We start from the raw sequence: 14319 nt of genomic DNA, 5'->3' as shown, positions 1-14319 counted from the left end.
CTTCGACCGAGGGGGTCACATGAGCGACGCCTACTACGAGTTCGGCACCGCCGCCGAGCGCTGGGAGCGGGCCCGGTTCTTCTTCGAAGCGAAGGAGTACACCACCGCCGCCCGGATCCTGACCGGTCTCGTCGACGAGGTTCCCGAGCAGGTCGCGCCGCGGCTGCTGCTGGCGCGCGCCTACTACCACTCGGCGCGCCTCGTCCGGGCCGAGACGGAGCTGCGCGCCGTCCTGGAGCGCGACCCCGTCGAGGAGTACGCCCGGCTGATGCTCGGGCGCACGCTGGAGCGCCAGGGCAGGCAGGCCGAGGCCGACACGCATTTGCGGATGGCCGCCGCGCTCGCCGGGGACTTTCCGTCGAACGGTGACGCCTGAGATGCCGGGCCGGGTCCGGAGCCCCGTTCCGGGCCCGCGACCGGACACGTCCGGGAGCCCGCCGGTCCGCATCCCCCTTCTATTCGGGTGCGGGCCCGGCGGGGCGCGTGATACGCCACGGGCATGAACGATCTCGCCACCGCGCGTCTGCTGCTCCGTCCGATGACCGTCGCCGACGCCGAGCGGGTGGCGGCGGGCGGCCCCGCCGCCGGGGAACGGTGGGCCCCCGGCTTCCCCTCCCCCGGCGAGCGTGCCGCCGCCACCCGCTTCCTCGCCGACTGCGCGACGAGCGGCGACCCCACACCGTTCGGCTCGTACGCGATACAGCTCCGCGCGGACGGCCTGGTCGTGGGAGGCATCGGCTTCCACGGGGCGCCGGACGGCCGGGGTCACGTCACGATCGGATACGGCCTCGTGCCCTCCGTACGGGGCAAGGGCTACGCCTCCGAGGCGCTGCGCGCCCTCCTCCGGTTCGCCCGGGAACGGGGCGTCGCCTGCGTGCACGGGGACACCGACCTCGACAACACCGCGTCCCAGCACGTGATGACCGCGGCCGGTATGCGGTTCGTGAAGGAGGACGAGCGGCTGAAGCACTACCGGGTCGACTGGGACGGCCGCGACGACGACAGCCGTTGAACGGGGCACCCGTTCAACGGACGGAGCCCGCCGGTTCGTTCCCGGCGGGCTCCGTCCGTGTCCGTTCCGACGTCAGCCGGTCGCGGCCGCCGTCCGCTTCGCCGTGCCGTTACCGGCCGCCGAGCGGTCCGGAGCGGGCAGCAGCAGGCGCTCCGTCAGATGACCGAAGACCAGGCCGAAGGCGGTCCACAGGGTGGCCTGGACCGCCAGTGTGGCCAGCCGGAATTCCCAGAGCAGCGAGGCGGGGAAGTCCTTCCCGACCTCGTCGTACGAGGGGAGGAAGGCGTACGCGAGGCCGATGACCAGCAGATAGCCGGCGCCCGCGGCGATGCTCGCGTTCCAGTTGCCCAGCCGCGGGGCCAGGCGCTTGCCGATGATGACGGCCGCCACGGCCAGCAGCACACTGAGGGCCACCATCAGGAAGAACAGCGTGGTGCGCTTGCCGATGGTGTCGGGGTTGCCGACGGCCGGCGGGTTCGCCGGGTACTTCAGGAACGGCACGAGGTACACCGTCAGCAGGGCGGCACCCGCGATCAGCGCCGCCGTCGCCCTGGGACCGAACCGGCCGACGCGGCCGAGCGCGTAGCAGAAGACGAGCGCCGCGATGCCGCCCACGGCGACGCCGAAGACGAGGACACCCGTGGCGAGGCCCGCGGTGGACTGGAGGGTGCGGCTGACGAGTTCCTCGCCGCCGCCGTGGTCGTGGCCGTGCGCGTGCGCCTCTTCGAGCGCGATGGCCGCGTCGACCCGCGACTCACCGAGGAAGTAGGCGACCAGCAGCGCGCAGGCACCGGCGATCAGGCCGGCCAGCATGCCGCGGACCAGCAGGGCTCTGACAGATATGGAGTTCATGGATTTCCCCTGGATGGAGCGGCTGGATCAGTGGCAGGGGAATCCGAGAAGGTGGCGTCCGTCGTGGACCCACTCGTGTACGCCCTCACCGGAGATGAGCGCGGTGGCGCCCTGCTCGGCGCCGACGAAGTAGAGCAGGATCAGCATGAGGATGCCGAAGAAGGCGGCCCAGGGGGCGATGGCCTTCAGCGAGAGGGGGGTGATGGCGGGTGCGCCGGTGGCGGGCGCAGCGGACTGGGCCATGGCAGAACCTCCTGAGGGAACACGCGTCCCGATCGTGGTGCCTGAGACGAAGGTGCCGGGTCTGACTTCCCGCACAGGTGCGGGTTCACAGTGGCGCGACCGTGCCGGATTCTCACCGGACTTCCGTCACACCCTCGTCATGTCGACGCGACCATACAGCCTGTACGCGGCTGCCGCCATGGTGCCCGGGGAGGGCTCGGGACGGGACGGATGCCATGGTGGGCCTGGGCGGGTGACCCTTGTTCAGGGAGTGGAGAGCGGTTGTGACGGTACGGGTGATGTTGATCTCACCGGCGATGAACCAGGGGCTGCGCGAGGCCCGGTTCGCCGGGGACGGGCCGCTCGACGGGGCCGCGCTCCGGCAGGCGCGGGCGGCCGCCGCGCAGGTGCCGGCCGCCGACCGGTACGTGACGGGGCCCTCCCGGCGCTGCGCCGCGACCGCCGACGCCCTGGGCTTGGAGTGTGACGTCGAACCGGCTGTCCGTGACTGGGAGTTGGGCGGCTGGGCCGGGGAGCGGCTGGACGTGGTGGCCGCGCGTGAACCCGATGCCGTGGCCGCCTGGCTCGCGGACCCCGGCGCCGCCCCGCACGGCGGTGAGTCCCTGCTCGCCCTGTGCGCACGGGCCGGGGCCTGGCTCGACGCCCTGGCCGCCGACGCGGCGGACGGACGGGACCGGGTGCTGGCGGTCGCCGAACCCGCCGTGGTGCGGGCCGCCGCCGTCCACGCGCTGGACCTCCCGGCGGCCGCGTTCTGGCGGCTCGACGTCCCGCCGCTCACCCTGACCGAACTCGGCGGCCGGTCCGGGCGGTGGAACCTGCGCTGCGGGCGGCCCCTCGCACCCCGGTAAGCACCCGCCTCAGCTGTCCCGGTACGTCTCCAGCAGCCGCAGCCAGATCTCGCTGATCGTCGGATACGCGGGAACCGCGTGCCACAGCCGGTCGACGGGGACCTCCCCGGCCACCGCGACCGTCGCCGAATGCAGCAGCTCGCCGATGCCGGGGCCGACGAACGTGACCCCGCGCAGGATCTCCCGGTCCAGGTCGACGACCATGCGGGCCCGGCCGCGGTAGCCGTCCGCGTACAGCCCGGCCCCGGCGACGTCCGCCAGGTCGTAGTCGACGGCGCGGACGCGGTGGCCGGCCCGTTCCGCCTCGGCCAGGGTGAGACCGACGGAGGCCGCCTCGGGGTCGGTGAAGACGACCTGGGGCACGGCCGCGTGGTCCGCCGTGGCCGTGTACGGGCCCCAGGGGGACGCCTCGGGGCCCGCGCCCTCCCGGCGTGCCCCGGCGGCGATGGCGGCGCCCGCGATCCTGGCCTGGTACTTGCCCTGGTGCGTCAGCAGGGCGCGGTGGTTGACGTCGCCGACCGCGTAGAGCCAGGGCGTGCCCTCGACGCGGCAGCTGTCGTCGACGGTGAGCCAGGAACCGGGCTCCAGGCCGATCGTTTCGAGGCCCAGGTCGTCGGTGCGCGGGGCGCGGCCGGTGGCGAAGAGGATCTCGTCGGCCTCGACGGTCTCCCCGTCGTCGAGCGTGACGACGACCGGTCCGTCGGGGGCGTCCCGCCGTACGGAGGTGGCGGAGACACCCGTACGGAGGTCGGCGCCCGCCTCCTTCAGCGCCTCGGCGACCAGCTCGCCGGCGAACGGCTCCATCCGGGGCAGCAGTCCCCGGCCGCGTACGAGCAGGGTGACGCGCGATCCGAGCGCGCCCCAGACCGTGGCCATCTCGACGCCCACCACTCCCCCGCCGACGACGACCAGGCGGTCCGGCACCGCCTTGGCGCTCGTGGCCTCCCGGCTGGTCCAGGGGCGGGCGGTGTCGATGCCGGGCAGCGCGGGGACGACGGCCCGGCTGCCCGTGCAGACGGCCACGGCGTGCCGGGCGGTGAGCGGGTGCTCCGTGCCGTCGGGGGCCGTGACCGTGACCGCCCCGGGGCCGGTGAGACGGCCGTGTCCGCGGTGGACGACCGCCCCGATCCCCTCCAGCCAGGCGACCTGTCCGTCGTCCTTCCAGTGCGAGGCGTAGGCGTCCCGGTGGGCGAGCACCGCCGCGGTGTCCAGCGGGCCCCGCACCGCTTGCGCGAGGCCGGGGACGCGGCGGGCGTCGGCACGGGCCACGACGGGGCGCAGCAGGGCCTTGCTGGGCATGCAGGCCCAGTAGGAGCACTCGCCGCCGACCAGCTCGGACTCCACGACGGCGGTGCTCAGCCCGGCGGCGCGCGCCCGGTCCGCCACGTTCTCACCGACCGGGCCCGCGCCGATGACCACGACGTCGTACGCGAGGGGCTCCACAGCAGAGGCAGATGTCATGGGCCCATTCTGGCCATGGGTGTGCGGGGCGGCCACATGGGCAGGCGGAATACCGCGAGCACGGACACCGTTGTGCCGGACACGTCGATACGGGCACGGAAAAGAGGGAGCAGAGCATGAGCACGGTAGAGCTCACCAAGGAAAACTTCGATCAGGTGGTCAGTGACAACGAATTCGTCCTGATCGACTTCTGGGCTTCCTGGTGCGGCCCGTGCCGGCAGTTCGCGCCGGTCTACGACGCGGCGTCCGAGCGTCACCAGGACCTCGTGTTCGCGAAGGTCGACACCGAGGCGCAGCAGGAGCTGGCGGCGGCGTTCGAGATCCGGTCCATTCCGACGCTGATGATCGTCCGGGACAACGTGGCGGTGTTCGCCCAGCCCGGCGCGCTGCCGGAGGCGGCCCTGGAGGACGTGATCGGCCAGGCCCGGAAGCTGGACATGGACGAGGTCCGCAAGTCCGTCGAGGAGCAGCAGAAGGGCCAGAAGTAGGCCCTCCGCCGCCGCAGGCCCTGCACGGGGCGGTTCAGCCCCCGACGCTCCGCTCGGAGACGCGGACCGAGAGTCCGTAGTCGAGTTCGGCGCCGTCGACCAGCAGGGCCTCGACGGTGTGTGTCGCGGGGTCGATGTCCGCGACCATGCCGTCGCCCGCGTAGCGCGGATAGCCCGACTCGCCGGTCTCGCCCGTGGCGGCGACGACCGCCGAGCGGATGGCGGGGCCGGGACCCAGATTGCCCGTGTCCCCTCCGGACACGCGCGTGGCGCCCGTGGGCGTGCCGGAACCACCGGCGGGGCCGGTGCCCGACCCGCCAGGCGTCGCCGCGCGGGCCGGGGCGTCGGAGCCCTCCGGGCGGGCGGTGGCCTCCGCGGCGCCGCCGGACCCCTTCGTTCCGGAACTCTCCGCCGCGGCCGCTCCGCCGGACGCCTTCGTTCCGGAATCCTCCGCCGCGGTCCCGCCGCCACCGCCGCCCCCGGGTGCGTCCGCGCCGGTCTCCTGCTCCACCACGGGCCTGCCGTCGGTGAAGGCGGGGACGATCAGGATCTCGTAACTCTGCGGATGGCTCATGGTCACGACGCTAAGCACGAGCGGTCCGCCCCGCACGTCGCGCCGTCGGGCGGTCCGGTCAGCTGGATTCCCGGGGGACGGTGCGGGCCCTCAGCAGATCGTGCCGTTCGGGTTCCGTACCGGGGTGGCGTACGAGGCGGTCGACGAGGTCGGCCAGCGGCTCCACGGTGGCCAGTTCCATCCGCACGCTGCTCAGCCGCGGCCTCAGCAGCCGCCCCAGCACGGAGTCGTCCGCGCCGACCAGGGCGGTGTCCCCGGGTACGGAGACTCCGGCGTCCTGCAGGGCGCGCATCAGGAGCATCGCGTAGGTGTCGTCGTACGCGAAGACGCCGTCCAGGCCGAGCGCGGGCCAGCGGGCGGCGAGTCCGGCGGCGGATTCCTCCGTGTAGCGGAGGGGGAGGACCTCGACCGCGGCCCCGTCGGCCTCGGCGGCGCGGCGGGCGCCGGCCAGCCGGGGCTCGGCGAAGAGCGCGAGTTCCGGTTCCTCGGGCATCACCACACCGATCCGGCGCCTTCCGCGTGCCAGCAGATGGCGGGTGGCGCTGTCGCCGACCTCCCGCTGATCCATGATCAGCGCGTGGGCCCCGGCGACCGGCTGCGGTCCGAGCGTGAGGATGGCCTTCGCGCCGGAGCGGCGCAGCAGGGCGATGCCGGACGGGGTGAGCGGGACCGAGCCGGGGGCGATGACGGCGACGGGCCGCAGTTCGGCCCAGGACCGGGCGGCGTCCTGCGGGCCCAGGCCCAGCGATCCGTACTGGACGACGGTGTAGTCGAGACGGCGCAGACCGGCTTCGAGGCCGTGCAGGAAGCGCTGGTGCAGGGGTGCGGACGGGAAGTGCGCCGTCGGCAGGAGCACCATGCGCGAGTGTCCGGCGCGCAGGCTCCGGGCGGCCGCGTGCGGGACGTAGCCGAGTTCGGTGGCCGCCTCCCGCACCCGACGGCGGGTCGGATCACTGATCCGTACGGCCGTGTTGTTGTTGAGGACGTACGACACGGTGGCCCGGGAGACGCCGGCGAGCCGCGCCACATCGGCGCTGGTCGGAACGGGGCCTTCGGCGGGCTGCTTGGGTAACTGACTCATGGCGTCGGGCAGTCTCCCAGACCGGTGCGGCGGACACCCGCCCCGGGGCGGGTGTTGGGCCCCGGTTCCATCGGCCGGACCCGGTACGCACCGGCCGGGGCGCGCGTCCTACGGTGTGGCGATGACCTTCCAGCACCGCAGCGACAGCACCGACGACCCGGCCGCCTTCCCCGGCCGTTCCGGCTCCTCCGCCACCACCGAGGCCGATCCGCAGGCCGTGGGGCCGGTCCGCACCTCCTACGCCCCCGACCGCGACGGCGACCCCGATCCGGGCGAGATCGTCTGGACCTGGGTGCCGTTCGAGGAGAACGACGGGCGCGGCAAGGACCGGCCGGTGCTCGTCGTCGCCCGCGAGGCCGCGGGCACGCTGCTCGCGGTCCAGCTCTCCAGCAAGCAGCACGACCGGGACCGCGAGTGGGTGGCGCTGGGCGCGGGGCCCTGGGACAGCTCGGGACGGCCGTCCTGGGTCGATCTGGACCGGGTGCTGCGGGTGCACGAGGACGGGATGCGGCGCGAGGCGTGCGCGCTCGACCGGGACAGGTTCGACCTGGTGGCCGGGCGGCTCCGGGAGCGCTACGGCTGGCGCTGACGGCCGGTAGGGCCGGTCGCCCGCCCGGGTGACCGGCCTCGGTGACCGCCGGTCACCGACCCGAACGGCCCAGCACGCCCGGCCGGGCGGGGGCTGAGAGGCGCCCGCCGCGCCGCGACCTCGACCTCGACTTCAGGGTGAGACTCGGGTCTGTTCCGCGAACGTGCGGGCGAACGCGGCCCGGGTGGGTGAGTCCTCGTTCCGGTCGAGGATGCCGAAGACGATCTGCTCGAAGTGGCCCGCGAACCGCCCGCCGCCGGTGAGCAGGGCGTGGAAGGCCCCCGCCACCTCGGCCGGGTCGTTGCGGAAGACCCCGCAGCCCCAGGCGCCCAGCACCAGCCGCCGGTAGCCCCGGACCGCCGCGACCTCCAGCACCCGTTCGGCGCGCGAGGCGAGCGCGGCCGGGACCCGGTGGGCCCTCTCCGGGGTCTGTGCGCGGATCACCCCCGCGTTGGGCGCGGGCGAGGTGAGGAATCCCGCCGTGTACGGGACGTCGAGGAGCCGGCCCCGGTCGTCGCGGAAGACCGGTACGCCGGGCGAGTGGATGACCCGGTCGGTGTAGAACGCGCTGCGTTCCGCGCGGTGGTGGGCGTAGTACTCGGACGCCCTCAGCAGCGTCGCGTACAGCGCCGAGCCGCGGCACAGGGCCTCCTCCTGCGCCTGCGCCCCGTTGAGATAGCCGCCTCCGGGGTTGCGCGCGGACGCGTAGTTCAGCACGGCGACCTTGCCCGGACCCTCCCGGGTCATCCGGGCGGCCGCCGCGAGGCTGCTCTCCCCGGTGACCTCGAAGACCGGGGTGCGGTCGCGGTCGAGGACCGCGACCGGAACGGGATCCGGGCCGTACAGCCTGGTCCCGGACAGGGCCGCCGTCAGGGCCCGTTGGATGCTGACCTCGCGGCCGTCGGCGGTGCGGTAGCCGCCCTCCGCGACGATGGTCTCGGTCTCGCGCGCGATGCCGCGCAGCCGGGCGCTCACGGCCCGTCCCCCTTATGGTGCATACGGGGCATCGTCGGCCCCCGGGCGGCCCGGCCGCAAACGAATTTCCGTCGCACAGGGGCACCCTTGTGCGATCCCCCGGCAGGGGTTTGGGTAGGACGGACGCACCGGAACAGGAGGCCCGGCATGTCATCCGACACACCCGGCGGCCACGGTCCGCCCGGCCAGAGCACCCCGCTCGGCGAGGGCGAGGCGGAGGATTTACTGCATGGCATCTGCTTCAAGACGGGACCGCCCAGGATCGTGGGCGTCGAACTCGAATGGCTGCTCCACGACCGTGAACAGCCGCGGAAACCCGTTTCGCCCCACCGACTCCGGACCGCCGCAGAGGCCGTCCGGGCGCTTCCCCTCAACGCGGCACTGACCTTCGAACCCGGCGGCCAGCTGGAGCTCAGCTCGCGCCCCGCCGCCTCCCTCATGGCGTGCATCGAGGAAACCGCCGCCGATCTCGTCGCCGTCCGCGACACCCTCGACACCCTGGACCTCGTCCCCGCGGGGCTCGGCGTCGATCCCTGGAATCCGCCGTACCGGACGCTGCGCGAACCCCGGTACGACGCCATGGAGGCCGCCTTCGACCGGTGCGGCCCGGCGGGCCGCGCCATGATGTGCACCAGCGCGTCGGTCCAGGTCTGTCTGGACGCCGGGGAGGAGGAGCCGGGGCCGCTCGGGTACGGGCGGCGCTGGCAGCTCTCCCATCTGCTGGGCGCGGTCCTGGTCGCGGCGTTCGCCAACTCGCCCTTCCGGCTGGGGCGGCCGACCCCCTGGCGGTCGACGCGCCAGTCGCTGTGGGCCGATCTGGACCCGCTGCGCACCCTGGCGCCCTCCGGGCAGCTGCCGCCGCGCGAGGCCTGGGCCGCCCACGCGCTGGACACCCCGGTGCTGTGCATCCGGGGCGACGAGGGGCCGTGGGCGGTGCCCGAGGGGCTGACCTTCCGGGACTGGATCCGGTCCGGACACCCCCGGCGCCCGGACCGGGCCGATCTCGACTACCACATGACCACGCTGTTCCCGCCGGTACGGCCGCGCGGGCATCTGGAACTGCGCATGATCGACGCCCAGTCCGGCGACGACGGCTGGCTGGTGCCGCTCGCCGTGACCGCCGCCCTGTTCGACGACCCGGAGGCCGCCGAGACCGTGTACCGCACCGTCAAACCCCTGGCCGAGACGGCGGGCGCGCCGTCCGCCCCGCGCAATCCGCTCTGGGTCGCCGCGGCCCGGGACGGGCTGACCGACCCGGAGCTGCGCGCGGCGGCCACCGTCTGCTTCGACCTCGCGCTGGAGGCACTGCCCCGCAGGGGCGCGACCGCGCGCGTGCAGGACGCGGTGGCCGCCTTCCGCGACCGCTACGTCGCGCGCGGGCGATGTCCCGCCGACGATCTGCGCGTACTGCTGACGACCGGCCGGGACCGGACTCCCGCCCATGCGAAGGGGACCCTGTCATGACCGAATCCCCCGGTGCCGCGCCCGGACCGCACGGCACGGCGACGGACGAGGAGCCCGAGGCGCTGCGCGCCCGCGCGCTCGACGCGCTGCTCACCGCCCGTACCCGCACCACGCTGCTGACCGACAGCGTGGACGACCACGAACTGACCGCCCAGCACTCCCCGTTGATGTCGCCGCTGGTCTGGGACCTGGCGCACATCGGCAACCAGGAGGAGCTGTGGCTGCTGCGCGGTGTGGCCGGCCGTGAGGCCATGCGCCCGGAGATCGACGGCCTGTACGACGCCTTCGAGCATCCGCGCGCCACCCGTCCCTCGCTGCCGCTGCTGCCGCCCGCCGAGGCGCGCGCGTACGCCCGCGAGGTGCGCGGGCGGGCGCTGGACGTCCTGGAGTCCGCGCCGCTGGGCGACCGTCCGCTGATGCGGTCCGCGTTCGCCTTCGGAATGATCGCGCAGCACGAGCAGCAGCACGACGAGACCATGCTGATCACCCATCAGCTGCGGTCCGGGCCCGCCGCGCTGGACGCTCCCGAACCGCCCCGGGCGGTGGATTCCGCGATGCTGCCGGCCGAGGTCCTGGTCCCCGGCGGTCCGTTCACCATGGGGACGTCGACCGAGCCGTGGGCGCTCGACAACGAACGCCCCGCGCACCGCCGCGAGGTGCCCGGATTCCATATCGACACGGCGCCGGTGACCTGCGCCGCGTACCAGGCGTTCATCGAGGACGGCGGGTACACGGAGCCGCGCTGGTGGGCCCCCGAGGGGTGGGCCATGGTCCGTGCACACGGGCTCTCGGCGCCGCTGTTCTGGCACCGCGACGCCGGACAGTGGCTGCGCCGCCGCTTCGGGGTGACCGAGCCCGTGCCGGCCGACGAACCCGTGCTGCACGTGAGCTGGTACGAGGCCGACGCCTACGCCCGCTGGGCCGGGCGCCGGCTGCCCACCGAGGCGGAGTGGGAGAAGGCCGCCCGGCACGATCCGGTCTCGGGGCGCTCCCGGCGCTATCCGTGGGGCGACGAGGACCCGACGCCCGAGCACGCCAATCTCGGGCAGCGCCATCTGCGTCCGGCGCCCGCGGGCGCGTACGCGGCGGGGCGGGCGCCGTCGGGCGCGGGTCAGCTCATCGGCGACGTGTGGGAGTGGACGTCCAGCGACTTCCTGCCGTATCCGGGGTTCGCGGCGTTCCCGTACCGCGAGTACTCGGAGGTGTTCTTCGGCCCGGAGCACAAGGTGCTGCGGGGCGGTTCCTTCGCGGTCGACCCGGTGGCCTGCCGGGGCACGTTCCGCAACTGGGACCTGCCCGTGCGGCGGCAGATCTTCTCCGGTTTCCGCACCGCCAGGGATCTGTGATGTGCCGTCATCTCGCCTATCTGGGACCTTCGGTGACGCTCGGCGTGCTGCTGACCGAGCCGCCGCACTCGCTGGTGCGCCAGTCGTGGGAGCCGCGCCGGCAGCGGTACGGGACGGTCAACGCCGACGGGTTCGGTGTCGGCTGGTACGCGCAGGGCGATCCGGAGCCCGCCCGCTACCGGCGGCAGGGGCCCGTCTGGGGAGACCAGACCTTCGCCGATCTGGCGCGCGTGGTGCGCAGCCACGCGCTGCTGGCCGCGGTCCGGGACGCCACCGAGGCGGATCCGGACGGTGAGGCGGCGGCCGCGCCGTTCCGCGCGGACGGGGTGCTGTTCAGCCACAACGGTGCGGTGAAGGGGTGGCCCGGCTCCCTGACGGGCCCCGCCGCCACGCTCGCCCCGGCCGAACTGCTCGGCCTCACCGCCCGCTGCGACTCCGCGCTGGTCTGGGCGCTCGTCCGCCACCGGCTGGCGGCGGGCGAGGCCCTGCCCCGGGCCGTCGCCGCCACCGTGTGGGAGGTCGACGAGGCGGCCCCCGGTTCCCGGCTCAATCTGCTGCTCACCGACGGGCACACCATCGTGGCGACCGCCTGGGGAGACACCCTGTGGCACCTGTCCGAGCCCGGCCGGCACACCGTCGTCGCCTCGGAGCCGTACGACGACGATCCGCGCTGGCGCGAGGTCCCCGACCGCACCCTGCTGACCGCGACCCGCTCCGAAGTCCTGCTGACCCCGCTCAAGGAGCCCACCGAGTGAGTCCCTTCCTGCTGACCCGCACCCTGCCGGAGGACGCGACGGACGCGGCGCTGCGCGCCGATGTGCTGCACGGTCTGACCCGGCGTCCCAAGACGCTGCCGCCGAAGTGGTTCTACGACGCCCGGGGCAGCGAGCTGTTCGAGGAGATCACCCGGCTGCCCGAGTACTACCCGACGCGGGCCGAACGGGAGATCCTGATCGACCGCGCCGAGGAGATCGCGGCGGCCACCGGGGCCCGCACCCTGGTCGAACTGGGGTCGGGCTCCTCCGAGAAGACCCGGCATCTGCTGGACGCGCTGCCGGAGCTGCACAGTTATGTGCCCGTCGATGTGAGCGAGAGCGCGCTGCGCGGGGCGGCGAAGGCGCTGCTGGCGGAGCGGCCCGAGCTGTCCGTGCACGCGCTGATCGCCGATTTCACCGCGCGTCTGGAGCTGCCCGTGACGCCGGGGCCCCGGCTGGTGGTGTTCCTGGGAGGCACCATCGGCAATCTGCTCCCGGACGAACGGGCGGTGTTCATGGCGTCGGTGCGCGCCCTGCTCTCCCCCGGCGACGCGCTGCTGCTGGGGACGGATCTGGTGAAGGACGAGGAGGTGCTGGTCGCGGCGTACGACGACGCGGCGGGGGTGACCGCGGCGTTCAACCGGAACGTGCTGTCGGTCGTGGACCGGGAGCTGGGCGCCGACTTCGTGCCGGAGGACTTCGCCCACGTGGCCCGGTGGAATCCGCGCGAGGAGTGGATCGAGATGCGGCTGCGGGCGCGGAGGGCGCTCACCGTGAAGATTCCGGAACTGGATCTGGTGATCCCCTTCGAGGACGGCGAGGAGGTGCGGACGGAGGTGTCGGCGAAGTTCCGCGAGGACGGGGTGCGGGAGGAACTGGCCCGCGCCGGGCTGCGCCTGGCTCAGTGGTGGACGGACGCGGCGGGCCGGTTCGCGCTGTCGCTGGCGACCGTGGACTGAGCGAGGGCGGCCAGCGCGCGGCGGCCGGGCACGCTGCCCGCCGGGATCGGCGCCAGGACGTGGATCTCGGCGGTCAGCCCGGCCGCCCGCACCACCCGCCACAGCGAGGCGGTGAGCGGGTCGTCCCCGACGAAGGCGGCGGCCCCGGCGGGCACCGGGACGCCTCCGGCCGGTCCCGGTGCCCGATAGCGGATGCGCAGCGGCAGGACGGCGGCGCGCGCGTCGATCGCCGCCTGGAAGGGTGCGGGTCTGAACCGGCCGCCGGATCCGCGCCCGCACCAGGTGCTCCCCTCGGGGAAGACGACCACCCGGTCCCCCCGCCCGAGCGCCCCGGTGACCGTGCGCACGGCGGCGGGCAGGGCCCGCAGCCGGTCGCGTTCCACGAAGAGCGTGCCGCCGAACGCGGCCAGCGGTCCGAGGACCGGCCAGTGCCGGATGTCGCTCTTGGCGAGCATCCGGCCGGGGCACACCGCGGCGACCAGCGGGATGTCGAGCCAGGACACATGGTTGGCGACGACCAGGGGGCCGGGCCCCGGCAGCCGTCGCGGGGGCGGGCCGGTGATCCGCACCCGTACGCCGAAGGCGCGGATCACCGCGTACGCCCAGGTCCGCACGAGTCCCGCGCGGGCGGCGGGGCCCAGGAGCAGGGCGAGCGGGGCGCCCAGCACTCCGGTCAGGACGGCCGCGCACCCGGTGAGCAGCAGGGCGGCCGCGGCGAGCGGGTGGCGGGCCGGGCCGGTGCGGGTGGCGCAGCCGGCCGGGGTGCAGGGCGAGACGGGCAGCCAGGCGCTCACTGCTGCGGGGCGAGCGAGAGGAAATGGCGCAGGTAGCGGGGATCGGTCGCGCGCAGGGAGAGCAGGACGTAGAGGTCGGCGGTGTGGAAGTCGGGGTCGTGGGCGGGGGCGCCGCAGACCCGGGCGCCGAGCCGGAGGTAGCCGCGGAGCAGCGGCGGCAGTCCGGCGAGTCCGGTGCGGGTGCCGGGGAGCGCGGCGGGGGTGGGCCAGAGCCGGTGCGGGGAGACCCAGTACTCCTCGGGGGCCAGGTGCGTTGTCCGTACGGTCTCCCAGGCAGCGGCGGCGGCCGCGCCTCCGTCGGAGAGCGGGATCGAGCAGCAGCCGGCCAGCCAGTTGTGTCCGGTGCGCTCCATGTAGCGGGCGAGTCCGGCCCAGATGAGGGCGATGACGGCGCCGTCGCGGTGGGCGGGGTGGACGCAGGAGCGGCCGACCTCGACCAGGTCGTCGCGGAGCGGGGCGAGGCGGGTGAGGTCGAATTCGGTCTCGGCGTAGAGGCGGCCGGCGATGCGGGCGCGTTCGGGCGGCAGCAGCCGGTAGGTGGCGACGACCTCGTCGGTGGCCGTCTCGCGGACCAGGAGGTGGTCGCAGTAGGCGTCGAAGGCGTCGGTGTCCAGTCCGGGTTCGGGGCCGTCGAGCCGGGCGCCGAACTCGGCGGAGAAGACCTGGTGGCGCAGGCGCTGGGCGGCGCGGATTCCGGCCTGGTCGGTGGCGAGGCAGACCCGGTAGCGGGGCGGTTGTGGTGCGGTGGTCCGGGTCTGCCGCTGGGCCGGGAGGGAGGGGGTGGCGGTGGGCGGGTCGGAGGGCAGCACATGCATGACGGACTCCGGGGACGGGTCGGCAAGGGCGGCTGCCGGGCGCCCGCGGGTGTGCGGGGCCCG

At 74.5% G+C, this 14319-nt stretch carries 17 protein-coding genes and 1 riboswitch; of the genes, 9 read left to right on the top strand and 8 right to left on the bottom strand.

The genetic code is table 11. The features are described 5' to 3' along the window. The first annotated feature begins 19 nt into the window (after window positions 1–19). Together ACZ4FH_RS10285 and ACZ4FH_RS10280 are read left to right on the top strand one after the other, a co-directional pair. Window positions 20–376 carry a tetratricopeptide repeat protein gene (locus ACZ4FH_RS10285; protein ID WP_467303708.1) on the top strand — a complete coding sequence of 119 codons (357 nt, stop codon included), beginning with the start codon at window positions 20–22 and terminating at the stop codon, window positions 374–376. A 123-nt stretch (window positions 377–499) separates the two neighbouring features. Then, window positions 500–1012, top strand: a complete 513-nt coding sequence (locus ACZ4FH_RS10280; protein WP_467303707.1) for a GNAT family N-acetyltransferase — start codon at window positions 500–502, stop codon at window positions 1010–1012. Window positions 1013–1084: 72 nt separating this feature from the next. Here the strand turns inward: ACZ4FH_RS10280 and ACZ4FH_RS10275 are convergent, their stop codons facing one another. Both ACZ4FH_RS10275 and ACZ4FH_RS10270 read right to left on the bottom strand, forming a co-directional pair. After that, on the bottom strand, window positions 1085–1864 hold the full coding sequence (locus ACZ4FH_RS10275) for a CbtA family protein (RefSeq protein WP_467303705.1): 780 nt from the start codon (window positions 1862–1864) through the stop codon (window positions 1085–1087). A 27-nt stretch (window positions 1865–1891) separates the two neighbouring features. After that, on the bottom strand, window positions 1892–2107 hold the full coding sequence (locus tag ACZ4FH_RS10270; RefSeq protein WP_467303704.1) for a CbtB domain-containing protein: 216 nt from the start codon (window positions 2105–2107) through the stop codon (window positions 1892–1894). Window positions 2108–2152: 45 nt separating this feature from the next. Continuing rightward, a riboswitch (adenosylcobalamin (AdoCbl) riboswitch) is annotated at window positions 2153–2246 on the bottom strand. A gap of 139 nt (window positions 2247–2385) precedes the next feature. On the opposite strand from ACZ4FH_RS10270, the gene ACZ4FH_RS10265 reads away from it, so the two are divergent. Beyond that, a complete protein-coding gene (locus ACZ4FH_RS10265) occupies window positions 2386–2955 on the top strand; it encodes a histidine phosphatase family protein (RefSeq protein ID WP_467303702.1) in 570 nt (189 codons plus the stop codon). Between the two features lie 9 nt (window positions 2956–2964). On the opposite strand, the gene ACZ4FH_RS10260 is transcribed toward ACZ4FH_RS10265, so the two are convergent. Continuing rightward, window positions 2965–4416, bottom strand: a complete 1452-nt coding sequence (locus tag ACZ4FH_RS10260; RefSeq protein WP_467303701.1) for a dihydrolipoyl dehydrogenase family protein — start codon at window positions 4414–4416, stop codon at window positions 2965–2967. A gap of 116 nt (window positions 4417–4532) precedes the next feature. On the opposite strand from ACZ4FH_RS10260, the gene trxA reads away from it, so the two are divergent. After that, window positions 4533–4904, top strand: coding sequence for a thioredoxin (trxA, locus tag ACZ4FH_RS10255; RefSeq protein ID WP_383635686.1), 372 nt, complete (start codon window positions 4533–4535; stop codon window positions 4902–4904). Between the two features lie 34 nt (window positions 4905–4938). Here trxA and ACZ4FH_RS10250 read toward each other — a convergent pair whose 3' ends face one another. Both ACZ4FH_RS10250 and ACZ4FH_RS10245 read right to left on the bottom strand, forming a co-directional pair. Then, a complete protein-coding gene (locus ACZ4FH_RS10250; protein ID WP_467304022.1) occupies window positions 4939–5166 on the bottom strand; it encodes a hypothetical protein in 228 nt (75 codons plus the stop codon). A 370-nt stretch (window positions 5167–5536) separates the two neighbouring features. Then, on the bottom strand, window positions 5537–6559 hold the full coding sequence (locus ACZ4FH_RS10245) for a LacI family DNA-binding transcriptional regulator (protein ID WP_467303698.1): 1023 nt from the start codon (window positions 6557–6559) through the stop codon (window positions 5537–5539). Window positions 6560–6680: 121 nt separating this feature from the next. Here ACZ4FH_RS10245 and ACZ4FH_RS10240 point away from each other — a divergent pair, with 121 nt between their 5' ends. Further along, window positions 6681–7148: a type II toxin-antitoxin system PemK/MazF family toxin gene (locus ACZ4FH_RS10240; protein ID WP_467303696.1), complete on the top strand. Its 468-nt coding sequence runs from the start codon at window positions 6681–6683 to the stop codon at window positions 7146–7148. Between the two features lie 132 nt (window positions 7149–7280). Here the strand turns inward: ACZ4FH_RS10240 and ACZ4FH_RS10235 are convergent, their stop codons facing one another. Beyond that, window positions 7281–8123 (bottom strand): TIGR02452 family protein, encoded by an 843-nt coding sequence (locus ACZ4FH_RS10235; protein WP_467303695.1) that lies wholly within the window; start codon window positions 8121–8123, stop codon window positions 7281–7283. Window positions 8124–8270: 147 nt separating this feature from the next. Between ACZ4FH_RS10235 and egtA the strand changes: the two genes are divergently transcribed. Genes egtA through egtD form a run of 4 tightly spaced genes read left to right on the top strand, consistent with a single transcriptional unit; the run spans window position 8271 to window position 12647 of the window. Further along, window positions 8271–9587, top strand: a complete 1317-nt coding sequence (egtA, locus tag ACZ4FH_RS10230; protein ID WP_467303694.1) for an ergothioneine biosynthesis glutamate--cysteine ligase EgtA — start codon at window positions 8271–8273, stop codon at window positions 9585–9587. Continuing rightward, window positions 9584–10933 (top strand): ergothioneine biosynthesis protein EgtB, encoded by a 1350-nt coding sequence (gene egtB, locus ACZ4FH_RS10225; protein ID WP_467303692.1) that lies wholly within the window; start codon window positions 9584–9586, stop codon window positions 10931–10933. The genes egtA and egtB overlap by 4 nt, the downstream gene beginning before the upstream one ends. Continuing rightward, on the top strand, window positions 10933–11688 hold the full coding sequence (gene egtC / locus ACZ4FH_RS10220; RefSeq protein WP_467303690.1) for an ergothioneine biosynthesis protein EgtC: 756 nt from the start codon (window positions 10933–10935) through the stop codon (window positions 11686–11688). Before egtB ends, egtC begins: the two co-directional genes overlap by 1 nt. After that, window positions 11685–12647, top strand: coding sequence for an L-histidine N(alpha)-methyltransferase (gene egtD / locus ACZ4FH_RS10215; protein WP_467303689.1), 963 nt, complete (start codon window positions 11685–11687; stop codon window positions 12645–12647). The genes egtC and egtD overlap by 4 nt, the downstream gene beginning before the upstream one ends. On the opposite strand, the gene ACZ4FH_RS10210 is transcribed toward egtD, so the two are convergent. Both ACZ4FH_RS10210 and ACZ4FH_RS10205 read right to left on the bottom strand, forming a co-directional pair. Continuing rightward, a complete protein-coding gene (locus ACZ4FH_RS10210; protein ID WP_467303688.1) occupies window positions 12590–13441 on the bottom strand; it encodes a lysophospholipid acyltransferase family protein in 852 nt (283 codons plus the stop codon). The two genes, egtD and ACZ4FH_RS10210, sit on opposite strands and share 58 nt — an antisense overlap. Continuing rightward, window positions 13438–14256 (bottom strand): GNAT family N-acetyltransferase, encoded by an 819-nt coding sequence (locus ACZ4FH_RS10205; RefSeq protein ID WP_467303687.1) that lies wholly within the window; start codon window positions 14254–14256, stop codon window positions 13438–13440. The genes ACZ4FH_RS10210 and ACZ4FH_RS10205 overlap by 4 nt, the downstream gene beginning before the upstream one ends. Window positions 14257–14319 lie beyond the last annotated feature (63 nt).

The sequence above is a fragment of the Streptomyces sp. NPDC024555 genome (genome assembly GCF_055559335.1).
Note: the sequence above shows the minus strand (reverse complement) of the source record. Positions and strands in the feature narration are given on the sequence as shown.

Coding starts and splice junctions, on each gene's coding strand:
- ACZ4FH_RS10285 (WP_467303708.1), top strand. CDS start 20: ATGAGCGACGCCTACTACGAGTTCGGCACCGCCGCCGAGCGCTGGGAG.
- trxA (WP_383635686.1), top strand. CDS start 4,533: ATGAGCACGGTAGAGCTCACCAAGGAAAACTTCGATCAGGTGGTCAGT.
- ACZ4FH_RS10240 (WP_467303696.1), top strand. CDS start 6,681: ATGACCTTCCAGCACCGCAGCGACAGCACCGACGACCCGGCCGCCTTC.
- ACZ4FH_RS10265 (WP_467303702.1), top strand. CDS start 2,386: ATGTTGATCTCACCGGCGATGAACCAGGGGCTGCGCGAGGCCCGGTTC.
- egtA (WP_467303694.1), top strand. CDS start 8,271: ATGTCATCCGACACACCCGGCGGCCACGGTCCGCCCGGCCAGAGCACC.
- ACZ4FH_RS10275 (WP_467303705.1), bottom strand. CDS start 1,864: ATGAACTCCATATCTGTCAGAGCCCTGCTGGTCCGCGGCATGCTGGCC.
- egtC (WP_467303690.1), top strand. CDS start 10,933: ATGTGCCGTCATCTCGCCTATCTGGGACCTTCGGTGACGCTCGGCGTG.
- egtB (WP_467303692.1), top strand. CDS start 9,584: ATGACCGAATCCCCCGGTGCCGCGCCCGGACCGCACGGCACGGCGACG.
- ACZ4FH_RS10245 (WP_467303698.1), bottom strand. CDS start 6,559: ATGAGTCAGTTACCCAAGCAGCCCGCCGAAGGCCCCGTTCCGACCAGC.
- ACZ4FH_RS10270 (WP_467303704.1), bottom strand. CDS start 2,107: ATGGCCCAGTCCGCTGCGCCCGCCACCGGCGCACCCGCCATCACCCCC.
- ACZ4FH_RS10260 (WP_467303701.1), bottom strand. CDS start 4,416: ATGACATCTGCCTCTGCTGTGGAGCCCCTCGCGTACGACGTCGTGGTC.
- ACZ4FH_RS10280 (WP_467303707.1), top strand. CDS start 500: ATGAACGATCTCGCCACCGCGCGTCTGCTGCTCCGTCCGATGACCGTC.
- ACZ4FH_RS10205 (WP_467303687.1), bottom strand. CDS start 14,256: ATGCATGTGCTGCCCTCCGACCCGCCCACCGCCACCCCCTCCCTCCCG.